This window comes from Micromonospora arida (assembly GCF_003857035.1).
Lineage (GTDB): Bacteria > Actinomycetota > Actinomycetes > Mycobacteriales > Micromonosporaceae > Micromonospora > Micromonospora arida.
In genome coordinates, this window is record NZ_QGSY01000230.1 from 126,320 (window position 1) to 146,758 (window position 20,439).

Sequence of the window (20,439 nt, forward strand, 5' to 3'; positions counted from 1 at the left end):
CTCCCGAGTGGGTGCTAGTGTCGAAGTTAGTAGGTGCTATTTCAGAAGTAACTATACGACGTCCAGGTGGCGTCCGCTTCATGCTGCCCGGCGACGTCCGGAAGGAGCCCAACCATGACCGCACCGGCCATCATTCGTCGCTACTTCGAGCTCGCCGGCCGGCCCGACTCCGAGGACTACTTCGCCCTCTTCGCCGAGGACGCCGTGGTCGAGGACGAGTCGACCGAGCACCGGGGCATCGCGGCCATCCGCGCGTGGCGTCGCGCCGTGCCGCTGGTGTCTTACGAGATCACCGACGTCGAGGACACTCCCGCCGGCACCGTCGTGACCGCGACCATCACCGGCGACTTTCCCGGCAGCCCGTTCGCCGGCCTCCGGTACCGCTTCAGCGACTACGACGACACCGCGATCCGGCAGCTGCGCATCGCACCCTGACGGCCGCGTCGCACCCTGGCCGACGCGTTGGCTGCCCAGACCCACCAGATGGCCATCAGCAGCACCGCGGCCTCGAAGGCCACCACCCAGTCGAGGCGCTGCGCCAGGGTTTGTGAAGTCAGAGCGAGTGCGGCGACGAACACCAGCTCCGGACCCTCAATGCTGGTGAGATTTTGGCGGTAACTTAGGCAAAGCCGGTGTGCCGGCCTCGTTGAGGTGCCGGATCCAGGCCGCTGGGCGGCACCTTCCGACCGGTCCGGCTACCCGTGCGTGTGCAGCCGCACGGCACGAGGGCGTACGGTGAACATGTCGCCCGGGACCCCGGTGGCCGCCAGACGCCCGTCGCCACCAGCCCAACAGGGGCGCTACCGAACGTCATCCCCGTCGCCGCGACTCGCTGGTCGTGTTGGCCGATCGCCGACCACGTCCCGGCCGTCGGTTTCGCCCGTCATCGCGGTCGGAACGGTTGGTGGTCCGGATCCACCTGCGCGTGCACGTCACTGTCGGTGCGAATGATCGTTTTGAACACCTTAACCAGGGGAGCGCCAGATGAGAATCGCCAGAGATCGGATCGTTGCCGCACTTCGCGACCGGGGTCAGCAGGCCCGCGCCGACTGGGTTGAGCGCGAGCTGCCGGAGCGCGTGGACCCGGCCAAGCACACCGGGCTGCTCGCCACCCTGAACCTCAACCCAGCTGATCTCGTCGACGCGTCATCCCCTTGAGGGTTGCGCTGCTCGGACCGGTCGCCTGGCGTACGCCCCCACATCACTACGGCCCGTGGGAGCAGGTGACCGGCTTGCTCGCCGACGGGCTGGTCAGCCGCGGGATCGACGTGACGCTCTTCGCGACACTGGACTCCGTCACGTCCGCTCAGCTCGACGGAGTCTGCCCACGGGGGTACGCGGACGACCCGGACCTGGACGGTCGGGTGTGGGAGGCGATGCACGTCTCCCACGCGATGGCCCGCTCGGCGCAGTTCGACCTGGTACACAGTCACCTGGACTGGCTGCCCCTGGCGTTCGCGGAACACTGCCGCGCGCCGTTGCTGACCACAGTGCACGGTTTTTCCGGCGCGGGGATCCTGCCCGCCTATGGCCGAGCCCGCTCGTCGTACGTGTCGATCTCCGACGCCGACCGGGCACCGGAGCTCGACTACGTGGCCACGGTCTACCACGGCGTCGATGTCGCCGGACTGCCGTTCACCAACGAGGCCGGTCCTGGGCTGGCCGCCTTCGGCCGGATCCACCCGGACAAGGGCACCCACACCGCGATCGAGATCGCCCGCCGCGCCGGCCGGTCCCTCACCATCTGCGGGATCGTGCAGGACGAGCGGTACTTCGCCGAACAGGTTGCCCCGCACATCGACGGCGACCAGGTCGTCTTCCTCGGGTCGGTGGGTCCGCGACAGCGTGCCGAGGTGCTGGGTGACAGCACCGCACTGCTGCACCCGATCGCCTTCGACGAGCCGTTCGGGCTGTCGGTAGTGGAATCGATGGTCTGTGGCACCCCGGTCGTCGCCTACAAGCGAGGGTCCATGCCCGAGGTCGTCGACGAAGGGATGACGGGTTTCCTCGTCTCCACCGTCGACCAGGCCGTCGAAGCGATTACCCGGGTCGCCGGACTTGATCGGGTGGAGTGTCGGGCGCGGGCTTTGAAGCGCTTCAGCGCGGACCGGATGGTCACCGACTATCTCGCCGTCTACGACACGCTCGTCGGCAACTGACTGAACTGCACCGCTCTCCGTTCCGCCGGTCACACACGCTGACCGGCGTGCGCCGTCCCCGCGTGAGGCTCACCCGTACTCCTGCGGTGGCCGACAACCGGAAGGCCCGACGTTCATGCTCAGCTACGGATTCCTCAGTACCCACCCACCGACCCGGTGCGGACTGGCCACCTTCAACGCGGCCCTCGCCGCCCAGTTGACCGCCGACGGCACCCGCAGCGGCATCGTCCGGGTCACCGATCACGGCGACGACCAGCGGCCCGTACCCGGGGTGGTGCACACCTGGTCGGCGCGTAACCCGGCCGGCTGGCGGGAGGCGGCGGCCGCTCTGAACGCGTACGACGTGGCGATCGTCCAGCACGAGTACGGCATCTACCCCGGCACCGACGGCGAGGAGGTCCTGCCGTTGCTGCGGCGGCTCAGCGTGCCGAGCATCGTGGTTCTGCACACCGTACTCAGCCAGCCCTCGGCCCGGCAGAAATCCCTGTTGGAGCAGATCGTGGCGACCGCTGGGGCGGTCGTCACGATGACCGACACGGCCCGCGACCGGCTGCTCGTCGGGTACGCCGTGCCAGCGGGCAAGGTGACGGTGATCCCACACGGCGCGGCCGAGCTTGCCGGTGTACCCGTCGACCGGCGTACCCGCCCGCACCTGCTGACCTGGGGGCTGCTCGGGCCGGGCAAGGGCATCGAGTGGTCGTTGCGGGCCCTCGCGCGGTTGCAGGATCTGGAACCGACTCCGACCTACACGGTGGCGGGGCGGACCCACCCGAAGGTGATCGAGCACCACGGTGAGGCGTACCGGGCGGGGCTGCACCAGCTCGGTGCCCAGTTGGGCGTCGCGCACGCCGTCGACTATCAGGACGTCTACCACGACCAGGAGGCGCTGGGCCGGTTGATCCGCTCCGCCGACGTGGTCGTCCTGCCCTACGACTCCCGCGAACAGGTCACCTCCGGGGTACTCATCGAAGCGGTGGCCGCCGGAGTGCCCGTCGTGGCGACAGCGTTCCCGCACGCCGTCGAGCTGCTGACCGGTGGGCCCGGTCTGGTCGTACCCCATCAGAACCCAACGGCACTGGCCAAGGCGATCCGGCGGGTCCTGACCGAACCGGGCCTGGCCGCCCGGTTGGCCGGACGGGTTCGCCCGCTGGCCGCGCACCTGCGTTGGCCTGTGGTGGCGGCCCGCTACGGCACCCTCGCCGAAGAGCTCGTCGACGCCCGCTCACCCGCCGTCAGCGCCGTGCCGGCGTGACGGCGACCCCCGGACGCCCCCGGACGTCGACGCGTGGGCGCTGGGTGACGGCACCCGCGCCGAGCTTCGCGCACCTGGCTCGGCTGAGCGATGACACAGGTCTGTTCGAGCACGCACGGCACGCCATCGTCCGGCGTGAGCATGGTTACTGCACCGACGACGTGGCCCGTGGCCTGCTGGTCGTCAGCCGTGAGCCGGACCCGAGCGAGGAGCTGCTCCGGCTGGCGGAGGGATACCTGGCGTTCCTGACCCACGCGCAGGACGCCGACGGCGCGTTCCGCAACCGGCTCGGGCACGACCGGCGTTGGGACGACGAACCAGGACTCGGCGACTGGTGGGGTCGAGCTCTGTGGGGCCTGGGCACTGCCGTCGCCCGCAGCCCCGCCCCATGGGTACGCGAGGAGGCGCTGGTCGCCTTCAGCCGGGGCGCCACCCGCCGGGCCAAGGCCCCGCACACGATGGCCTTCGCCGGTCTGGGCGCCGCCGAGGTGCTTCGCCGTCACCCGGGCCACGTCGCCGCCGCGTCCCTGCTGGCGGACGCGGCCAGCACGATCGGCCCGCCGGCTTCCGATCGAGGGTGGCCGTGGCCACGGCAGGAGCTGACGTACGCCAATGCCGCCCTCGCCGAAGTGGTCATGGCCGCGAGTCAGCTTCGTGAGGGTGGCCCACCTCTCGACGATGGCCTGCGTATGTTGACCTGGCTGCGCGATGTCCAGCTCCGCGATGGGCGGCTGTCGGTCGTACCCGCCGGGGGTTGGCGGCGCGGCGCCGTACGGCTGCACCATGACCAGCAGCCGATCGAGGTCGCCGCCCTCGCCGATGCCTGCGCCACGGCGGCCACGGTCACCGGTGACCCGGAGTGGGACAACGGGGTGCGGCAGGCGGTCGGGTGGTTCCTCGGCGACAACGACCTTGGCACGCCGATGTGGGATCCGGCGACCGGCGGTGGCTACGACGGGCTGACCGCGCACGGGCCCAACCTCAACCAGGGCGCCGAGTCCACCCTCGCGCTCATCTCCACGCTGCAGCACGCCCGGCGGTGGTCGTGACCCGGAGTCTGGCCGTCCGGCAGGACGTCACTCTCACCCCGGATCCACGCCGCGTCATCGTCAAGCTCTTCGTACCGGGTGAGGACGCCGCGGTGGTACGTAACCGCGCGCGGGCGCTCATCGACCGGGTCGCGCACCTCGACGACGAGGAGACCGGCCGGCTGTTGCGGGAGACCCTCGACCGGTTCGGCGCCCGGCACCGCGACCTGGCCGGCACCTTCCACCACCACTACGAGCTGGTCCGGCACCGCGCCGCGCGGGCCCGGGACCTCTCGCCGAGCAGCCGGCTGCTGGTCGGCGCCTACTTCAGCCACGAGTACGCCGTCGAGGCCGCCGCCCTGTGCAATCCGTCGATGGTGGTCCACCCGGACCAGAGCGGTCTCGGCCCGGGGCAGCTGCGCGTCGCCATCAGCCTGCGCCAGGTCGGGGAGGGCCACGTGTCCTCGATCGGTTTCGCCACCGCGATCATCGGACCAGGGGAACAGCTCACGATCGCCGACCGGTCCGGGCCGTTGGCCGTCGGGCAGCGGATGGGCGTACGGCACCGTAGGGACCTGCTCGTTGCCGGCCTGGCCGAGGAGGACTGCGACAACGAGGTCGCGGCCACCGTGCTGGACGCGTTGCCCGAGTGGTACGACGAGGCCGCCTTCGAGCGGGTGCTCGGCAACCTGCCACCCGATCTGCTCTCGCGCAGCACCGGGTTGGCGACCGTCGAACAACTTCGTCGTACCAATGCCGGTAGCTACGCCACGGCCTTCCCCGCGGACACGGTGCTGCATCAACGGGTGCTGTGGCCGGCGACCCCGGCGGAGAGCAACGGCATGGAGGACGCCCGGTTCGTCCGCTTCGTCGATGAATCCGGGCCGGTGTACCGGGCCACCTACACCGCCTACGACGGCCGGAACATCGCCACCCGCGCCCTGGCCAGCGACGACCTGCGCCGGTTCGAGATGACCCCGATGCGCGGACCGGGTGCCCGCAACAAGGGGCTCGCGCTGTTCCCGCGTTCCGTCGGCGGCCGGCACCTGGCACTGTGCCGTGCCGACGGCGAGACCATCGGCCTGACCGCCTTGGACGGCGAGAGCCGCTGGCAGGTCCCGACCCCGTTGCACGCGCCGGGCGAGAGCTGGGAATTGATCCAGGTCGGCAACTGCGGATCACCGATCGAGACCGACGTCGGCTGGCTCGTGCTCACCCACGGCGTCGGGCCGATGCGTCGGTACGCAATCGGTGCGCTCCTGCTCGACCTGCACACACCGGAGCGGGTCGTCGCCCACCTGCCTGGTGCGCTTCTCGCACCCGACGAGGACGACCGGGACGGGTACGTGCCGAACGTCGTCTACTCCTGCGGTGCGCTCGTGCACGACGGTGAGCTGTGGGTGCCGTACGGGGCGAGTGACGCGCGAGTGGGATTCGCCACCGTGCCGTTGTCCGCGCTCCTCAGCGCGATGGTCGAGACCCCACAATCGGGCAATCGGACCGAATGAGTGCCGTTGGTGCGGCCCTGTGGCTCGACGATCACGGCTCGCCTGACGTAGAGGCGACTCGGGAAGCGCCGGGTGCGCGGCGGGCGAGGTAGCCTCACGCTCGCACTACGTGCTCCTGCGATCGGGGAGGACAGGGGGAGGTGGAGTATGGCCGACATCGGCGAGGTGGTGCGTCGGTTGCAGCTCAACGCGCCCCGGGGTGGCCCGGACGAGGTGTCGCAACTGGTTGCCCGTGCGGCGCCCGCGATCGATGCCAGCGAGATCGTGATCTATCTGGCCGACTACACGCAGACCCTCCTCGTGCCGCTGCTCGGCGCGGGTCTCGACCGGGACCAGTTGCCGATCGAGACGACGCTTGCCGGCCGGGCCTTCACCACCCTCGCCATCCAGCGCGCGCCCGACAACCCGGACCGGGTCTGGGTGCCACTGCTGCTCGGGTGTGAGCGGATGGGCGTACTGGAGATCGTCTCCCCGGCCGCCGTCGACGAGACGATGGACGCTCCGGCCTGGGAGGTGGCGGTCAACGTCGCCCAGATCCTGGTCAACCGCCGGCTCTACGGTGACGTGGTCGAGCGGATGCGGCGGCGGATGCCGATGCAGGTCGCGGCCGAGATCGTGTGGGGCCTGCTCCCACCGCTGACCTTCGCCACCGACGACCTGGTGGTCACCGCCATCCTCGAACCGTGCTACGACGTCGGCGGCGACATCTTCGACTACGCGTTGAACGAGGACGTGCTCAGCGTCGGGCTCTTCGACACCTGCGGGCACGGCATCAAGGCGAGCACCCTGGCCTCGCTGGTGGTCAGCGCGTACCGCAACGCCCGTCGGTGTGGCCTCGACCTGGTCGACACGGCGATCAGCATCGACCGGTGGGTGCGCTCCGAGCACCCGAACTTCTTCGCGACCGGGTTGCTCATCGAGTTGGACCGCCAGACCGGCCGGCTCAGCATGATCAACGCGGGGCATCCCGGTGCGATGTTGCTGCGTGACGGCAAGGCCATCCGAGAGCTCCCGGGGCCGACCGCGTTGCCCCTCGGCCTGGGCCACCTGACTCCCCGCCGACCGCGGGTACACGTCGAGGACCTGCACCCGGGCGACCGCATCCTCGCCTACACCGACGGCATCACCGACGCCCGTAGCGCGGAGGGGGAGCAGTTCGGGCTGGACCGGCTCGTCGACTTCGTCAACCGCGCCCTGAACGACGGGCTGCCCAGCCCGGAGACGATGCGTCGCCTGGTCCGCGCGGTCGTCGGCTACCAGGACGACAAGCTTGAGGACGACGCGACCGCCCTCTTCGTGGAGTGGCGGCCACCGCACCTGCCGCTCGCGCACCTCCGCGACCTCGCCGCGCTCCGACCCTGACCGCGCGCCGCTGCCCTCCCGACCGGGCGCTGCCACGTCTCCGACCCCGGCGCGCGCGTAGTGGGATTTTGCACTCGCAGTGCACTTGTCTCCGATTGCGAGGCTGTCTAGCGTCACCTCATGGCTGACTCATGGACCTTCGCCGTGGCGCGTGACGACCTCGGGCAGACCACGCTCGTCGATGGCTCCGCCCCCACCCTGGCCGACGGCGAGGCGCTGCTGCGCGTGGACCGCGTCGGCCTCACCGCCAACAACGTGACCTACGCGGTGCTCGGCGACTCGATGCGGTACTGGCAGTTCTTTCCGCCGGCGGCCCAGGGTCTCGGGCCGCAGTGGGGCCTGCCGCCGCTCTGGGGTTTCGCCGAGGTGGTCGCCTCGGCGGTGGCCGGTGTCGAGGTGGGGCAACGGATCTACGGCTACCTCCCGCCCGCCGGTCATCTCGTGGTCCGGCCGGACCGGGTGGACGCGTCCGGGTTCCGCGAGGCGAGCCCGCACCGGGCCGAGCTGCCGTCGCCGTACAACGCGTACCGGTCGACCACCGGCGACCCGGCGTACCAGCGCGACCAGGAGGATCTGCTGATCCTGTTCCGGCCGCTGTTCTTCACCTCGTTCATGCTGGCCGACCAGGTTGTCGACAACGACTTCTACGGTGCCGAGGCGTTGCTGGTGTCGTCGGCGTCGAGCAAGACCGCGTACGCCGCCGCGTTCGAGCTGCACCGGCGCGGGCCGCGCCTGGTCGGTCTCACCTCACCGGGCAACCTGGCGTTCACCCGGTCGCTCGGCTGCTACGACGAGGTCGTGTCGTACGACGACATCGACGCCCTCGACGTGGTCCCGACCGTCTACCTCGACCTGTCCGGCGCTCCCACGACCCGTGCCGCCCTGCGTCGGCGTCTCGGCGACCGGCTGGTCCGGGACGTCGCCGTCGGGCTCACCAACCAGACGCCGAACGCCGACGCCGCCGAGGAGGTGTTCTTCGCGCCGGTGCAGATGCGTAAGCGCAGCCACGACTGGGGCCGCGACGGCCTCGACCAGCGGTTCACCGAGGCCTGGCAACGCTTCGCCGCCGTGGTGAGCGGCTGGTTGGACGTTCGGGTGGGTGCCGGGCCGGCGGCGCTGCAACACGCGTGGTCGGACGTTCTCGCCGGTCGTACGCCGCCACGGGTGGGCCACGTCATCCAACTCTGATCGGCTGACGGCGCTGGTTCAGGCTGCGACGTCGTCGCTGAGCTGGTGGCGCAGCGCGGCCAGCGAACGAGTGATCAGCCGGGACACGTGCATCTGCGACACACCGATCCGGTCGGCGATCTGGGCCTGGGTCAGGTTGCCGTGGAAGCGCAGGCTCAGGATCTGGCGTTCGCGTTCCGGCAGCGTGGCGAGGGCCGGATCGAGGGCGACGCGGATCTCGACGAGATCGATCTCATGGTCGTCGTCGCCGAGGGTGTCGCCGAGTTCCCGGTTGCCGTCGGCCCCGATGGGGGTGGACAGCGAGGTGGCCCGGTAGGCGCGCGCACCCTCCAGCCCTTCCAGCACGGTCTCCTCGGTCACGTCGAGGTAGGACGCGATGTCGGCCACCGTCGGCAGCCGGCCGAGGGTCTGGGTCAGGACGCTGTTGGCGGCGCTGATCGACAGGCGCAGTTCCTGGAGGCGGCGAGGCACGCGCACCGCCCACGTGCGGTCCCGGAAGTACCGCTTGATCTCGCCAATGATGGTGGGAATGGCGTAGCCGCTGAAGTCGACGCCCCGGCTGTGGTCGAAGTTGTCCACGGCCTTGATCAGCCCGACGAAGGCGGTCTGGGCCAGGTCGTCGTCGGGTGCGCCACGTCCGCCGTAGCGGCGCGCCAGGTGTCGGGCGAGCGGCATCCACGCCTCGATGGCGCCGTCCCGTAGGGCTGGGCGGCGAGGGTCGTCCGCCTGCGTTGCCGCCAGGGCGACCAGGAGGTCGTCCGGGCTCCGGCCGCTGCTCTGCTGGTTGATGAGGGTGCTGGTTGCTGTTTCGACGACGCTGAGCATGAGGTGGTCCTCCCGCACGTGCCCGTCGATGGAATCGACCGGAAAGGGTCTCCGAACCGGCTGTCGCCGGGGCGCACGAACGGGCGAGAGTGCGCTGTCGCAAGGCCACGATCACGGGCCTCGCCACCGCGTCATGTCGTTCACCTTATGCCTCGAACACTACCCGAAGGGCTGACTATTTCCTAGCCGAAAGTATGAGCCCGGGGATGTTTGGCGTCCTGTGAGCGGCGACAGCGCGTGATCAGCGGCGCTGGTCCGGCGCGTCGACAGCGGTCGCGGCCGGCTGGGCCGGCTGCACCGCGAACGGGTGGCGCAGTTGCCGCATGGCCTCCTCGCTGCTGTCGAAGGTCACCGCCGGTCCGTCCAGCACGTCACCGTGCGACGTGGCGAGGAACAGGGCGGGTCGACCGTTGTCGTTCGATGTCATGCAGGGATCCTGTCTCTACGAGAGGGGTGCGTCTGGGGCCTCGGCAACGTCGGCCGTGCGACCTGGTGACGCTTCGGCGCACACGCTGGCGCCCGAATGCTGGTGTCCTGTGCACGGGCGAACGCCCGGCGACACCGACACCCCGCACCATACCCGCCGCCGCCACCACATATGCGCCGCCGACCGACCCGCCTCGCTTGTGGCGAACCGGCCGCCCGGGAATTCTGTAATCTCACCCGCTGCCGTGAGTCTCCGATCTTGAGGGCGGTCAGCACACCCAGCGTGGGCGCCGCGGGGATGAGCACCCAAGGAGTGAGACCCATGTCGTCAGCCGGTCGAGCACTGCCCGATGTCGGGTTGGTCGTCGCGGCCCGGCAGGGCGATCAGCGCGCTCTCGACGACGTCGTCGCGGCCTCGCTCCCGCTGGTCTACAACATCGTCGGGCGTGCGCTGCGCGGGCACGCCGATGTCGACGACGTGGTCCAGGAGACGTTGGTACGGGTGATCCGGTACCTGCCCGCGCTCAACGACCCGGCGGCATACCGGTCCTGGCTGGTGGCGATCGCCATCCGCCAGGTGCGTGACTGGGAGACGCGCCGCCGCGTCGCGCTCAACCGCGATGCCGGGCTGGACGCGATCCACAACGTGCCCGACCCGGCCTCCGACTTCGCGGGGATGACCATCCTCCGGCTCGGCCTCACCGACCAACGACGCGAGGTCGCCGAGGCGACCCGCTGGCTCGACCCGGACGACCAGGAACTGCTCTCGCTCTGGTGGCTGGAGGAGACCGGCGAGATCACCCGGAACGAGGTCGCCGACGCGCTCGGGTTGTCACCCGGGCACGTCGCGGTGCGGATCCACCGGATGAAGGAGCAGATCCAGAGCGCCCGTGGCGTCGTACGCGCGCTCCGCGCCCGCCCCGGCTGCCCGGACCTGGGCGCCGTCACCGCCGAGTGGGACGGCACGCCCAGCTCGCTGTGGCGCAAGCGACTGGCTCGACACGTCCGCGACTGCGCGTTCTGTGGACGGCTGGGAAGCGCCCTGCTGCCGATCGATCGGCTGCTCGCCGGTATGCCGTTGCTGCCGCTGCCGGCGGGTCTCGACGCCTACCTGCCGAGTGCTGCCGCCGCGCCGGCCGTCGCGCCGCCTGGCCCGACGGCCGGACCCGCCGCCGGGCCGACCCCACCCGGCGCGGCCCCCACCGATGCGGGCGGCGGCCCGAGCGTGGTCGACCTCGCGGTGAGCCGTCCCCGCGGCCTCGTGCCATCCCTCGCCGCCGGTGTGGCCGCCGCCGTCCTGGCCATCACCATGGCGGTGGTGATCCTGCCGGACGATCCGTCCGCACCCTCGTGGGCAGCGCCGCCGTCTGCCGCGCCCACCGCCGCCGCCACTCCGAGCGTCGCGCCCTCGCCGAGCGCGCGCCCCTCGTCGAAAGCTCCGGTCGCGCCGGCGGTCAGCTCCGCCCGCAAGGGCGTCGGCGTGTGGAACTTCGCCGGGGCGAGTCAGGCGTTGGCGAACTCCAGGGCCAGCTGGTACTACACCTGGGGCACCCAGCACCCGGGGATCAGCACGCCGCGCGGCGCGACGTTCGTGCCGATGATCCGCAGCGCGGAGAACGTCACCGCCGCGGAGCTGGCTCGGGCCAAGGCCGCCGGGCCGTACCTGCTCACCTTCAACGAGCCGGACCTTCCCGAGCAGGCGAACATGACCGTCGAGCAGGCGCTGGACCTGTGGCCGCAGCTGATGGCGACGGGCAGCAAACTGGGCAGCCCGGCGGTGGCCTGGGGCGCGCCGGACCCGCAGGGCTGGCTGGACAGGTTCATGACCGGCGCCCAGGCCCGCGGCCACCGGGTGGACTTCATCACGCTGCACTGGTTCGGCGCCGACTTCACGACCGCCACCGCGGTGGCTCAACTCCGGCAGTACCTCCAGGCCGTCCACCAGCGGTACCGGAAGCCGATCTGGCTGACCGAGTTCGCGCTGATCCGCTTCGCCGGGGGCGGTTCGCAGTTTCCCAGTCAGCAGCAGCAGGCGGCCTTCCTCACGGCGGCCACCGCCATGCTCGGCCAACTCCCCTACCTGCAGCGCTACGCCTGGTTCGGGCTACCCGCCACGGACAAGGATCGGTCCGGGTTGTTCAGCGACGGGACCGAGGCGACAGTGGTCGGCCGCGCGTTCCAAGCCGCCCGCTGAGCACTGGCGAACGGATGGACGAGCAGATCATGGTGGAGCGCCGAGGGCTTCGCGTACGGGCCGGGCGCCTGGTCGGCGTCGTCGCGACCCTGGTCGTCACGGCGGTGGCCGTCGGGCTCAGTCAGGGTTGGGGCCGCACCAACCAGGCACCAGCAGCGTCGTCGGTGGCAGCGTCGTCGGCCGCTGCGGTGCCGACCGCGCCGGTGGTGCTCAACGGCACCGACGACGCCTTCATCCAACTGCTGATCCCGATGAACGAGGGCGCGCTCGCGCTGATCGACCAGCTCGACACCCGCCCGGCGGATGCGTCGCTGCGGGCCCTCCTCGGCCAGGTCCGGAAGACCCACCAGGCGGAGTTGCGGGACCTGCGTGGGCTCCTGGCCGCTGGCAACGTGCCCGAGCTGAACATCCACGAGGGGCATCAGATGCCCGGCATGGTCACCGAGGCCAGCCTCGCCCAGCTACGTGCCGCGTCCGACGCGGAGGTGTCCTTCCGGGCGGCTGGCCTGATCCGGGCGCACCTCGCGCAGACCGTAGTGCTGTGCCGGGGCGAGCAGACCGCCGGCGGAAGCCCGGAGCTGAAGGCACTCGCCGGCCGGATCCAGCAGGCGCGGGCTGCCGAGCTGAACACGCTGGACAACCGGCCCGGCGCGCCCACCGCCGCACCGGGCGGCTGAGCATGCGGCCCGGAGGACCGGCCGATGCGGACGTCTGACCTGCGCGCCGACGTCCTCCCTCGTCCCGGGCGTCCCGTCCGCCCGCCGTGCCGTCACGACGGACGCCGTCCGCCCGGTGCGGCGCCCGACGCACCGGATCCGCAGCGCGTCACCGCCCGAGGCGGGCCGCGTTGGTGGTCAGGCCGGCGTCGGGTGCCTCTCCGCGAACCGGGCGCGGGTCAGGAACGCGAGCTGGGCCCGCTTGTCCGGCATCTCGATCTCGGAGTCGAAGGTGAAGCCCTCGATCTCCAGTCGGCGTAGGGCGAGGTGGTTGCGGACGTCCGGCTCGACCACGATCCGCTGCGCGGCCGGGTCGCGGAACAGGAAGCGGGCGACGGCCGGGCCGGCCGCGTTGGTGAGGCTGCGGGCGAGGCGTCGGTCGGGGCTGAGCAGCAGGTGCATCCCCACGTCGCCGGGCTGGACGTGGTAGCGCTCGCCGACCGGGTCCGCCTCGGGCTGATAGCTCTGGAAGAGGCCGACCGGCTCCCCGTCGACCATGATCAGGTAGGCGTGGTGCGTGGGCAGACTGTCCACAAAGGCGTAGATCTCGCGTACCTCTTCGAGGGTGTGCGAACCCATGCCCCAGAAGGAGTTGCGGGGCAGGGTCACCCAACCGTGCAGGAGTGCGGCGTCCCGGTCCGGGTCCACGGTCACCAACGACAGCTCGCCGAGACCGTCGATCTTCTCCTGGTACGTCATCGGGCGCTGTCCTCTGTTCCATCCGGAGCGCAACTTAGGTTAACCTCCCCTAACCAAGGATGACCTTACCTGGAGGGGTGCGTGAAACGGAACTGGGAGGCCCTGGTCCTCAAGGCCATGGGAGGGCGGGACTTTCAGTTGACCGTCCTGAGCACCGAGTCGATCGACGGGCACTACCAGCGGCTACTCCTGGACGGGGGCGGCCTGCTGGAGACGTGCGGGGTGCACCCCACAATGTGGATCCGGCTGTGGTTCGACAACGACGGCCGGGCCCACCAGCGCGCGTACACGCTGGTGGACCCCGACCCGGCCACCGGCCGATTCACAGTCGAATTCGCCATCCACGACGGGTGTGCGGCCCGGTGGGCAACCACGGCCAAGGTCGGCGACACCATCAGCGCGACAGTGCAGGGCAGCGCGTTCGAGCTGCCCGACCCCGCGCCCGAGCACCTCTACCTGGTCGGCGACGCGGCCTCCCTGCCCGCGGTGAACAGCCTGCTCGACGCCGGTGCCGACATCCCGGCGACGGTCTGGCTGGAGTACGCCCACGAGGGCGAGAAGGCACTCGCGCTGCGGACCCGGGCGCACCACGACGTCACCTGGGTCCCGCGGCGCGACGCGGGTCAGCATCTCGTCGACACGGTCTGCGCGGCCCTGCCGACCAGCGGCGCGGGCCACTACTGGGTGGCCTGCGAGGCGGCCACCACCCGGGGCATCACCCGACACCTGCGCAAGACGCTGGGCGTCGACAAGGACCGGTTGACCTCCCTGGGCTACTGGAAAGCGGCATGAAGGGCCGGCTCGGCACCCTGACCGCGCTGTACGTCACCCAGTACCTCGGCGTCGGCTTCATCACCGTCGGGCTCACCGCCATCCTGCGCGACGGCGGCACCTCGCTGGACACGCTGGCGCTGTTGCAGATCGTCGGCCTGATCTGGCCCATCAAGTTCCTCTGGGCGCCGATCCTCGACCGGTACGGCTCACGGCACCGCGGCCACTACCGCTCCTGGCTGCTCGTGCTCCAGACCGCCCTGGTGCTCGCCCTGCTGGCGCTGCTGCCGTTCGCCAGCCCGGCCGACGCGCTCGGCCCGATCATCGCGATCTGTGCCGCGTACGTGTTCTTCTCGGCCACCCAGGACATCGCCGTGGACGCCGTCGCGGTCCGGATGCTGGCCGACTCGGCCCGGGGCACCGGCAACGGCATCCAGGTCGCCGCGAGCTACCTCGGCAACCTGCTCGGCGGCGGAGCCTGCGTCCTGGTCTACGACCAGTTCGGCTGGGTGCCGGCGATCAGCCTGCTGGCCGCGATGACGGCGGTCGGCCTACTGGTGGTGTGGCGGTTCCGGGAGCCTCCCCGTACCGATCGGGTGGAACGGGTCGGCGCGGCCTACCGGGCGTTGCTGTCGGTGTTCGGCCAGCCGGGCTGCCGGTGGTGGACCTTCGGCGTGGTGCCGCTGGTCTACGTCGGCGCGGGCATGGCGTACGCCCTGGTCACCCCGGCGCTGGTCGACGCCGGGTGGTCGTTGGGTCGGATCGGCGTCGTCACCGGGGTGGTGACCAGCGCCCCGGCCATCGTGGCGGGCCTGGTCGCGGGGCTCGGGATCGGGCGGTTCGGGCGCGGTGGCGTGCTCGTGGTCGGCGGCGTGGCGCTCACGGTGTCGACGTTGCTGCTGCTGCCGCTGATGAACGGCCGCGCTCCGCTGGGCGGGACGGTCGCCGCGCTCTGCTGCTTCATGGTGGCCTACACCATTGCCAACGTCGTGCTCTACACGGTCAACATGGACTACTCCCGGCCCGACACCGGCGGCACCGACTTCACCGTGCTGTCGTCGTTCGGCCTGGTCTGCTCGTTCGTGGCGGCGTCCATCGGTCTCGCGGCGGCCGACCGGGTCGGCTATCCGGCGGTAGCGGTCGCGGCCATCGTGCTGGTGGCCGCCGGGGTCGCCCTCGGCCTCTCCCACCAGCGGCGATTCCCGCACCGGCCCGGCCCCGCCGTCGGCCCGACGGCCGAACAGCCGTCCGAACAGCGCGCAGTGGACGGCGTCAAGGCGGTGGCGTGACCACCGTCCAGCCGGCCACCGACACCGCGACATCGGCACGACTGCCACAGCGATGGCTCATCCTGGCCGTGCTGTGCGTCGCGCAACTGGTCGTGGTGTTGGACAACACCGTGCTGACCGTGGCGGTGCCGGTGCTCACCACCGAGTTGGGTGCCAGCACCGCCGAGGTGCAGTGGATGATCAACGCGTACGCGTTGGTGCTGTCCGGGTTGCTGCTCACCGCCGGTAGCGCCGCCGACCGGTACGGCCGCCGCCGGATGCTGCTCGCCGGCCTGGTCCTTTTCGGGGCCGGCTCGCTGGCCGCCGGTCTGGCCAGCACCAGCGGGCAGCTGATCGCCGCGCGGGCCGGGATGGGCGTCGGTGGCGCGTTGCTGGTCACCGCGACGCTCGCGGTGGCGATGCAGGTCTTCGACGCCGCCGAGCGATCCCGGGCGATCGGCATCTGGGCCGCCACCAGCGCGTTGGGCTTCGCCATCGGGCCACCGATCGGCGGCACGATCCTCGCGCATCTGCCGTGGGGCGCGATCTTCCTGATGAACGTGCCGATCGTGCTGGTCTGCCTGCTCGTCGCTCGCGCGCTGGTCCCCGAGTCCCGCGGGCCGGCCGACGGCCGACTCGACGTGCTCGGCGCGGTGCTCTCGACAGCCGGCCTGACCGCTGTCGTCTGGGCGATCATCTCCGGGCCGGAGCGCGGGTGGGCGTCGACCGAGGTGATCGGGGCGGCGGTTGTCGGCGTACTCCTGCTCGGGATCTTCGTGCGGTGGGAGCGACGGATCGCGCACCCGATGCTGGACATGCGCTTCTTCCGGGACCGGCGCTTCGTCGGTGCGATCTCCGGCGTCGTGCTGATCACGTTCGGCGCCACCGGCGCGCTGTTCCTGCTCACCCAGCACCTCCAGTTCGTCCGGGGTTACCCCGCCTGGGAGGCCGGTCTGCGGATGGCGCCCTTCGCGCTGTCCATCGTGCTGCTCAACGTCAGCGGCATCGTCGCGAACGCGATCCGTCGGCTCGGCCTGGCGGTCGCCATCGCCGTTGGCATGACGCTGCTCGCGGCCGGACTCGCGCTGGTCACTCTCTTTCCGTCCGACGGGTACGGGGTGCTGCTGGTCGGGTTGCTCGTCATGGGTGTCGGTTGCGCGTTGGCCAATCCGGCCATCGTCGAGGCGGTGATGAGCGCGATCCCGGCGGCGAAGGCCGGCGCGGGCGCGGGTGTCGACGGCACCATGACCGAGGTCGGCAGCAGCCTCGGCATCGCGGTGCTGGGTGCCGTGCTGAACGCCCGGTTCGCGGCGCTGCTGCCGGCGGCCCTGGCCGGTGCCGGGTCGTTTCCCGCGGCTCTCGCCGCCGCCGGTGAAGGGGCCGAACGGGAGGCCGTGACGGTCGCCTTCGCCTCGGCGCTGGAGACGGGGCAGTTGGTGGGTGCGGCTGCGGTGTTGATCGGTGGCCTGGTTGCCGCCGGGTTGCTACACCGGGCAGATCGCACCAAAACCGTCGAATAAGGGTAGGCTACCCTAATAGTGACATCGTGGTAGTCGACGGAGGCGGTATGCGGCTCTACCTGACCGCGCTCAACCCCACCGACGCCGTCCTGGACGGGTTCCTCCCGGCGGCGGCGTCGCTCGGGCTGTCGGCGACCGTGCTGACCGACCGGCCAGCCGAATGGCCGGCGGACGTGCGGGTTGCGCGCTGCGCGGTCCGCGACCCGGCCGCGGTGGTCGCGGCGGCGGCACCCACCCGAGCGGTGGCGCTACTGTCCAACAGCGACCATCTCCAGGAGGCCACCGCGATCGCCGCCCGAAAGCTCGGCCTGCCCGGCAAGGACCCGGACGCCGCCCGCCTCTGCAAGGACAAGGCCGCGGCCCGCCGGGCGATCGCCGCTGCGGGCCTCGATCTGGTACGCACCGTCACCGTCGACCCCGGCGCCACGCCGGACGTGCCGACCGGGATGTTCCCGGCGGTGGTCAAACCCCGCGAGGGGGTGGCCAGTGAGGACGCGTACCTGGTGGCCGACCACGCCGAGCTGGTCGCCCGGGTCGCCGAGATCCGTGGTCGGCGGCCGGACGTGGCACTGGTGGTCGAGGAGTACCTCGCCGGCGAGCTGCGGACCTTCGAGACCCTCGGCGACGGCACCGAACTGGCCTCCCTCGGCGGCTGGCGCACCGGCCTCGGTCCACCACCGACCTTCACCGAGGAGAGCCTCGCCTGGTCGCCCCCGGCGGAGCAGGCGCGCACCCAACTGCGGGCGCGGCTCGACGCGCTCGGGGTCGGCTTCGGCGCCTGCCACACCGAGTACGTCGTCTCCGACGGCCAGGTCCGGCTGATCGAGGTGAACTACCGCCTCATCGGCGACCGGATGGACCTGATCCTCGCCGAACTGCTCGGTGTGCCGTTGTTCGAGTACGTCATCCGGCTGCACCTCGGCGAGCCGCTGACCGCCCTCGGCCTGCCCGACACGGTCGACCGTTACGCCCAGGTCGAGTACGTCTGCGCCGACCGGTCCGGCCGTCTCGTCGCCGCACCGGGCCCCCTCGACACCGTCCACGGCGGCGTCCGGCTGGGCTGTCGTCCGCTGCGCGAGATGGGCCGCACCGCCGAGCACACCGGCACGAACCGCGACTACCTTGCCGTGTTGCACGGGATCGGCCCCGACGAGGGCAGCGTCCGGCAGTCGCTGGCCGCCCTCCGGAGCGACCTCCAGTGGACCATCGTCGAGTGAGCGACGACTGCGAGCGGGAGGTCTTCGCCCGGGTGCTCGACGCTCTGCTGCGCGAGGATCACCTCGGTCTGCTCAGCGCCGGCCGAGCGGACGGACCCGACTGGTGGCAGGTGCCACGCCCCGCTGGCCTGCTGCGCATTCCGGTCCGGGCGGACGGGTTCCAGCAGGCCCTGCGCAGCGCCGCGCCGATGGTGCTGCTGGTGACCCGCGCCGGCGAAACGCGACGTACGGAGACGCTGGACGGACTGTTGACGCTGCTCGCCCCGCACGACAACGCCGAGGCCGAGGCCGGCTGGCGGGACTTCGGCGTCGAGTGCCACGCCGACCTGCGGGCCAGGCGGCTAGCCGCCCGCAACCGGGCACGGGTGCTCACCGAGGTGGCGGCCGAACGCGTGCACACCCCGACCGGCCTGCCGGCGGCGGTCCTGGACGACGTGCTCGCCGCCCACCACGGCCACCCCGTCTACCCCACCGACCGGTGCCGGCACGGCCTGCGCGACGACGAACTGCTCCGGTACGCCCCGGAACACGCCCCACGTTTCGCGCTGCGCTGGTACGCCGCCCCGGCCGACGACGTCCGACTCGCGGGCGAGCTGCCAGCATGGTGGCCGCGGGCACCGCGACCGGATCAGCTGCTGCTGCCAGCGCATCCGATCACCGTGGCCCGCGATGCGCTCCCGGTGGTCGACCTGCCGGTGACCCCGGTGCGACCCACCCTCTCCATGCGGACGGTGGCGCTCGATCACGACCCGTACCTGCATCTCAAACTGCCGCTGCCGACCGCGAGTCTCGGCGCGCGCAACCGCCGCACGCTGCAACCGGGCTCGCTCGCCGACGGCGCGGCCGTCGCCGCACTGCTCGACCGGATCGCCGCCGCCGGACCCGGCTTCACCGGTCGGATCCGGCACACCGACGAGAGCACCTGGGCGCACGTCGACGGCGACGAGCGGCGGGGTTTCCTGCTGCGCCGATTTCCGCGCGACCTGGCCGGCGTTCAGGTGGTGCCGGTCGCGGCCCTCGCCGCCGCCGACCCGGTGGCGGGCACGGTCCTCGAACGGATCAGCCCGCAACGGCCCGTCGCGCTGCTGGAGTCCTACCTGGACCTGCTGCTCGACTGGCACGTCTTCCTCTGGCTACGCCACGGGATCGCCCTGGAGGCCCACCCGCAGAACATCCACCTGCTGGTGCACCCGGATGGCACTGTCGGCCTGCTCTACAAGGACAACGACGGCGCCCGGCTCGACCCACGACACGACGGCCCGAACGGGCTCGCCCTGCACGACGACCGGATGTGGGCGCGCGACCCGCACGAGTTGGCCGACGTGTTCATCACCATCACCCTGCACCTGGCCGCCGCCGCGCCCCTGGTCGCCCTGGCCGCCCGGGGACTGCCCGTGCCGACACCCGCCGAGGCGCTGGTGCCCCGACTCGACGCCGCCCGCGACCGGTGGGGCGACGGACCGGCGGCGCGGACCTTCACCGAGCGGGTCCTGCACGCCACCCGGTTGCCCATCAAGGCGATGCTCACCGCCGGCACCCTGCTACCCAAACAGCGGCTGGGCTGCGCCGACATCAACAAGTACTACCTGCGTACCGGCCCGAACTACCTCCGGGAGACACGATGACGAGCGCGCAGTTGCGCTCCCGGCCGGCCACCGACACCGGTCAGCGCGCCGACCTGGCCGCCGCCCACGCCGTCTTCGGCTGCCTGCTGCGCGAGCTGGCCCCGCCGGACGGCACCCCGCCCGTGGTCGACGGTGCCGTCCGGCTGCTGCTGCGGCACCTCGACGTCACAGTGCGCTGCGAGGTCGCGCGAGCCTCGCCGCTCGGCGCGCACCGCTACACCGGCCCGGTCCAACGCAGTACCGGCGGCGGACGGTGGGAAGACCTGGACGCGGACGGGTTGGCCGCCCTCGTCGCGGCGGAGCTGACCACCCGTACCGGCCTGGTCAACGACGAGTTCGCCGAGCAGGTCCGGGCCAGCCGGGACACCGTGGCCCGGCTGCTGGCCGACCGACCGGCCGAGGATCCGACCCCCACCGGTGAGCCCGTCATCGACGCGTACGTCGACTCCGAGCAGTCGCTGGTCTTCGGTCACCCGCACCACCCCACCCCGAAGTGGCGCAGCGGTGACCCGGACAGTTGGCGGGCGTACGCGCCGGAGCTGCGCACCGCGTTCCGGCTGCACTGGCTGGCCGTGCCGGACGACCTGATCGCCGACGCCGGGCCGTTCGATCCGCTGGTGGCCGCGCTCGACCCGCCACGGCCCCCGCGCGGGCACCGCGTCCTGCCGGTGCACCCCTGGC

19 protein-coding genes are annotated in these 20,439 nt (G+C 71.6%); 16 read left to right on the forward strand and 3 right to left on the reverse strand.

What is annotated here, in order from left to right:
• Positions 1 to 114 precede the first annotated feature (114 nt).
• From DLJ58_RS23370 to DLJ58_RS23400, 8 genes are all read left to right on the forward strand, one after another.
• Positions 115 to 435, forward strand: a complete 321-nt coding sequence (locus tag DLJ58_RS23370; RefSeq protein ID WP_124859274.1) for a nuclear transport factor 2 family protein — start codon at positions 115 to 117, stop codon at positions 433 to 435.
• Between the two features lie 549 nt (positions 436 to 984).
• Complete coding sequence (locus tag DLJ58_RS34125; RefSeq protein WP_167493730.1) at positions 985 to 1,158, forward strand: hypothetical protein; 174 nt, start codon at positions 985 to 987, stop codon at positions 1,156 to 1,158.
• Complete coding sequence (locus DLJ58_RS23375; RefSeq protein ID WP_124859276.1) at positions 1,155 to 2,159, forward strand: glycosyltransferase family 4 protein; 1,005 nt, start codon at positions 1,155 to 1,157, stop codon at positions 2,157 to 2,159. The genes DLJ58_RS34125 and DLJ58_RS23375 overlap by 4 nt, the downstream gene beginning before the upstream one ends.
• Positions 2,160 to 2,274: 115 nt before the next feature.
• Positions 2,275 to 3,411 (forward strand): glycosyltransferase, encoded by a 1,137-nt coding sequence (locus DLJ58_RS23380; RefSeq protein ID WP_124859278.1) that lies wholly within the window; start codon positions 2,275 to 2,277, stop codon positions 3,409 to 3,411.
• Positions 3,408 to 4,460, forward strand: coding sequence for a glycosyltransferase (locus tag DLJ58_RS23385; RefSeq protein WP_124859280.1), 1,053 nt, complete (start codon positions 3,408 to 3,410; stop codon positions 4,458 to 4,460). Before DLJ58_RS23380 ends, DLJ58_RS23385 begins: the two co-directional genes overlap by 4 nt.
• Positions 4,457 to 5,947: a glycoside hydrolase family 130 protein gene (locus DLJ58_RS23390; protein WP_124859282.1), complete on the forward strand. Its 1,491-nt coding sequence runs from the start codon at positions 4,457 to 4,459 to the stop codon at positions 5,945 to 5,947. Before DLJ58_RS23385 ends, DLJ58_RS23390 begins: the two co-directional genes overlap by 4 nt.
• A 147-nt stretch (positions 5,948 to 6,094) precedes the next feature.
• On the forward strand, positions 6,095 to 7,309 hold the full coding sequence (locus tag DLJ58_RS23395; protein WP_124859284.1) for a PP2C family protein-serine/threonine phosphatase: 1,215 nt from the start codon (positions 6,095 to 6,097) through the stop codon (positions 7,307 to 7,309).
• Between the two features lie 120 nt (positions 7,310 to 7,429).
• Positions 7,430 to 8,497: a DUF2855 family protein gene (locus DLJ58_RS23400; RefSeq protein ID WP_124859286.1), complete on the forward strand. Its 1,068-nt coding sequence runs from the start codon at positions 7,430 to 7,432 to the stop codon at positions 8,495 to 8,497.
• Positions 8,498 to 8,515: 18 nt separating this feature from the next.
• Here the strand turns inward: DLJ58_RS23400 and DLJ58_RS23405 are convergent, their stop codons facing one another.
• Both DLJ58_RS23405 and DLJ58_RS23410 read right to left on the reverse strand, forming a co-directional pair.
• Entirely contained in the window at positions 8,516 to 9,322 is an 807-nt protein-coding gene (locus DLJ58_RS23405) for a SigB/SigF/SigG family RNA polymerase sigma factor (RefSeq protein WP_124859288.1), read from the reverse strand.
• 241 nt (positions 9,323 to 9,563) lie between these two features.
• Complete coding sequence (locus DLJ58_RS23410; RefSeq protein WP_124859290.1) at positions 9,564 to 9,749, reverse strand: hypothetical protein; 186 nt, start codon at positions 9,747 to 9,749, stop codon at positions 9,564 to 9,566.
• 321 nt (positions 9,750 to 10,070) lie between these two features.
• On the opposite strand from DLJ58_RS23410, the gene DLJ58_RS23415 reads away from it, so the two are divergent.
• Positions 10,071 to 11,942 (forward strand): sigma-70 family RNA polymerase sigma factor, encoded by a 1,872-nt coding sequence (locus DLJ58_RS23415; RefSeq protein ID WP_124859292.1) that lies wholly within the window; start codon positions 10,071 to 10,073, stop codon positions 11,940 to 11,942.
• Between the two features lie 14 nt (positions 11,943 to 11,956).
• Positions 11,957 to 12,619, forward strand: a complete 663-nt coding sequence (locus DLJ58_RS23420) for a DUF305 domain-containing protein (protein ID WP_244219093.1) — start codon at positions 11,957 to 11,959, stop codon at positions 12,617 to 12,619.
• A 177-nt stretch (positions 12,620 to 12,796) separates the two neighbouring features.
• Here the strand turns inward: DLJ58_RS23420 and DLJ58_RS23425 are convergent, their stop codons facing one another.
• Positions 12,797 to 13,357 (reverse strand): GNAT family N-acetyltransferase, encoded by a 561-nt coding sequence (locus DLJ58_RS23425; RefSeq protein WP_124859294.1) that lies wholly within the window; start codon positions 13,355 to 13,357, stop codon positions 12,797 to 12,799.
• 81 nt (positions 13,358 to 13,438) lie between these two features.
• On the opposite strand from DLJ58_RS23425, the gene DLJ58_RS23430 reads away from it, so the two are divergent.
• The 6 genes from DLJ58_RS23430 to DLJ58_RS23455 all read left to right on the forward strand — a co-directional run.
• Positions 13,439 to 14,149, forward strand: coding sequence for a siderophore-interacting protein (locus DLJ58_RS23430; protein ID WP_124859296.1), 711 nt, complete (start codon positions 13,439 to 13,441; stop codon positions 14,147 to 14,149).
• Positions 14,146 to 15,417 carry an MFS transporter gene (locus tag DLJ58_RS23435; protein WP_124859298.1) on the forward strand — a complete coding sequence of 424 codons (1,272 nt, stop codon included), beginning with the start codon at positions 14,146 to 14,148 and terminating at the stop codon, positions 15,415 to 15,417. Before DLJ58_RS23430 ends, DLJ58_RS23435 begins: the two co-directional genes overlap by 4 nt.
• Entirely contained in the window at positions 15,414 to 16,916 is a 1,503-nt protein-coding gene (locus DLJ58_RS23440; protein ID WP_124859300.1) for an MFS transporter, read from the forward strand. Before DLJ58_RS23435 ends, DLJ58_RS23440 begins: the two co-directional genes overlap by 4 nt.
• Positions 16,917 to 16,963: 47 nt before the next feature.
• Entirely contained in the window at positions 16,964 to 18,133 is a 1,170-nt protein-coding gene (locus tag DLJ58_RS23445) for an ATP-grasp domain-containing protein (protein ID WP_124859324.1), read from the forward strand.
• Positions 18,130 to 19,758 (forward strand): IucA/IucC family protein, encoded by a 1,629-nt coding sequence (locus tag DLJ58_RS23450; RefSeq protein ID WP_124859302.1) that lies wholly within the window; start codon positions 18,130 to 18,132, stop codon positions 19,756 to 19,758. Before DLJ58_RS23445 ends, DLJ58_RS23450 begins: the two co-directional genes overlap by 4 nt.
• A partial coding sequence (locus DLJ58_RS23455) for an IucA/IucC family protein (RefSeq protein WP_279635902.1) occupies positions 19,755 to 20,439 on the forward strand: 685 nt, incomplete at its 3' end. The genes DLJ58_RS23450 and DLJ58_RS23455, both read left to right, overlap by 4 nt.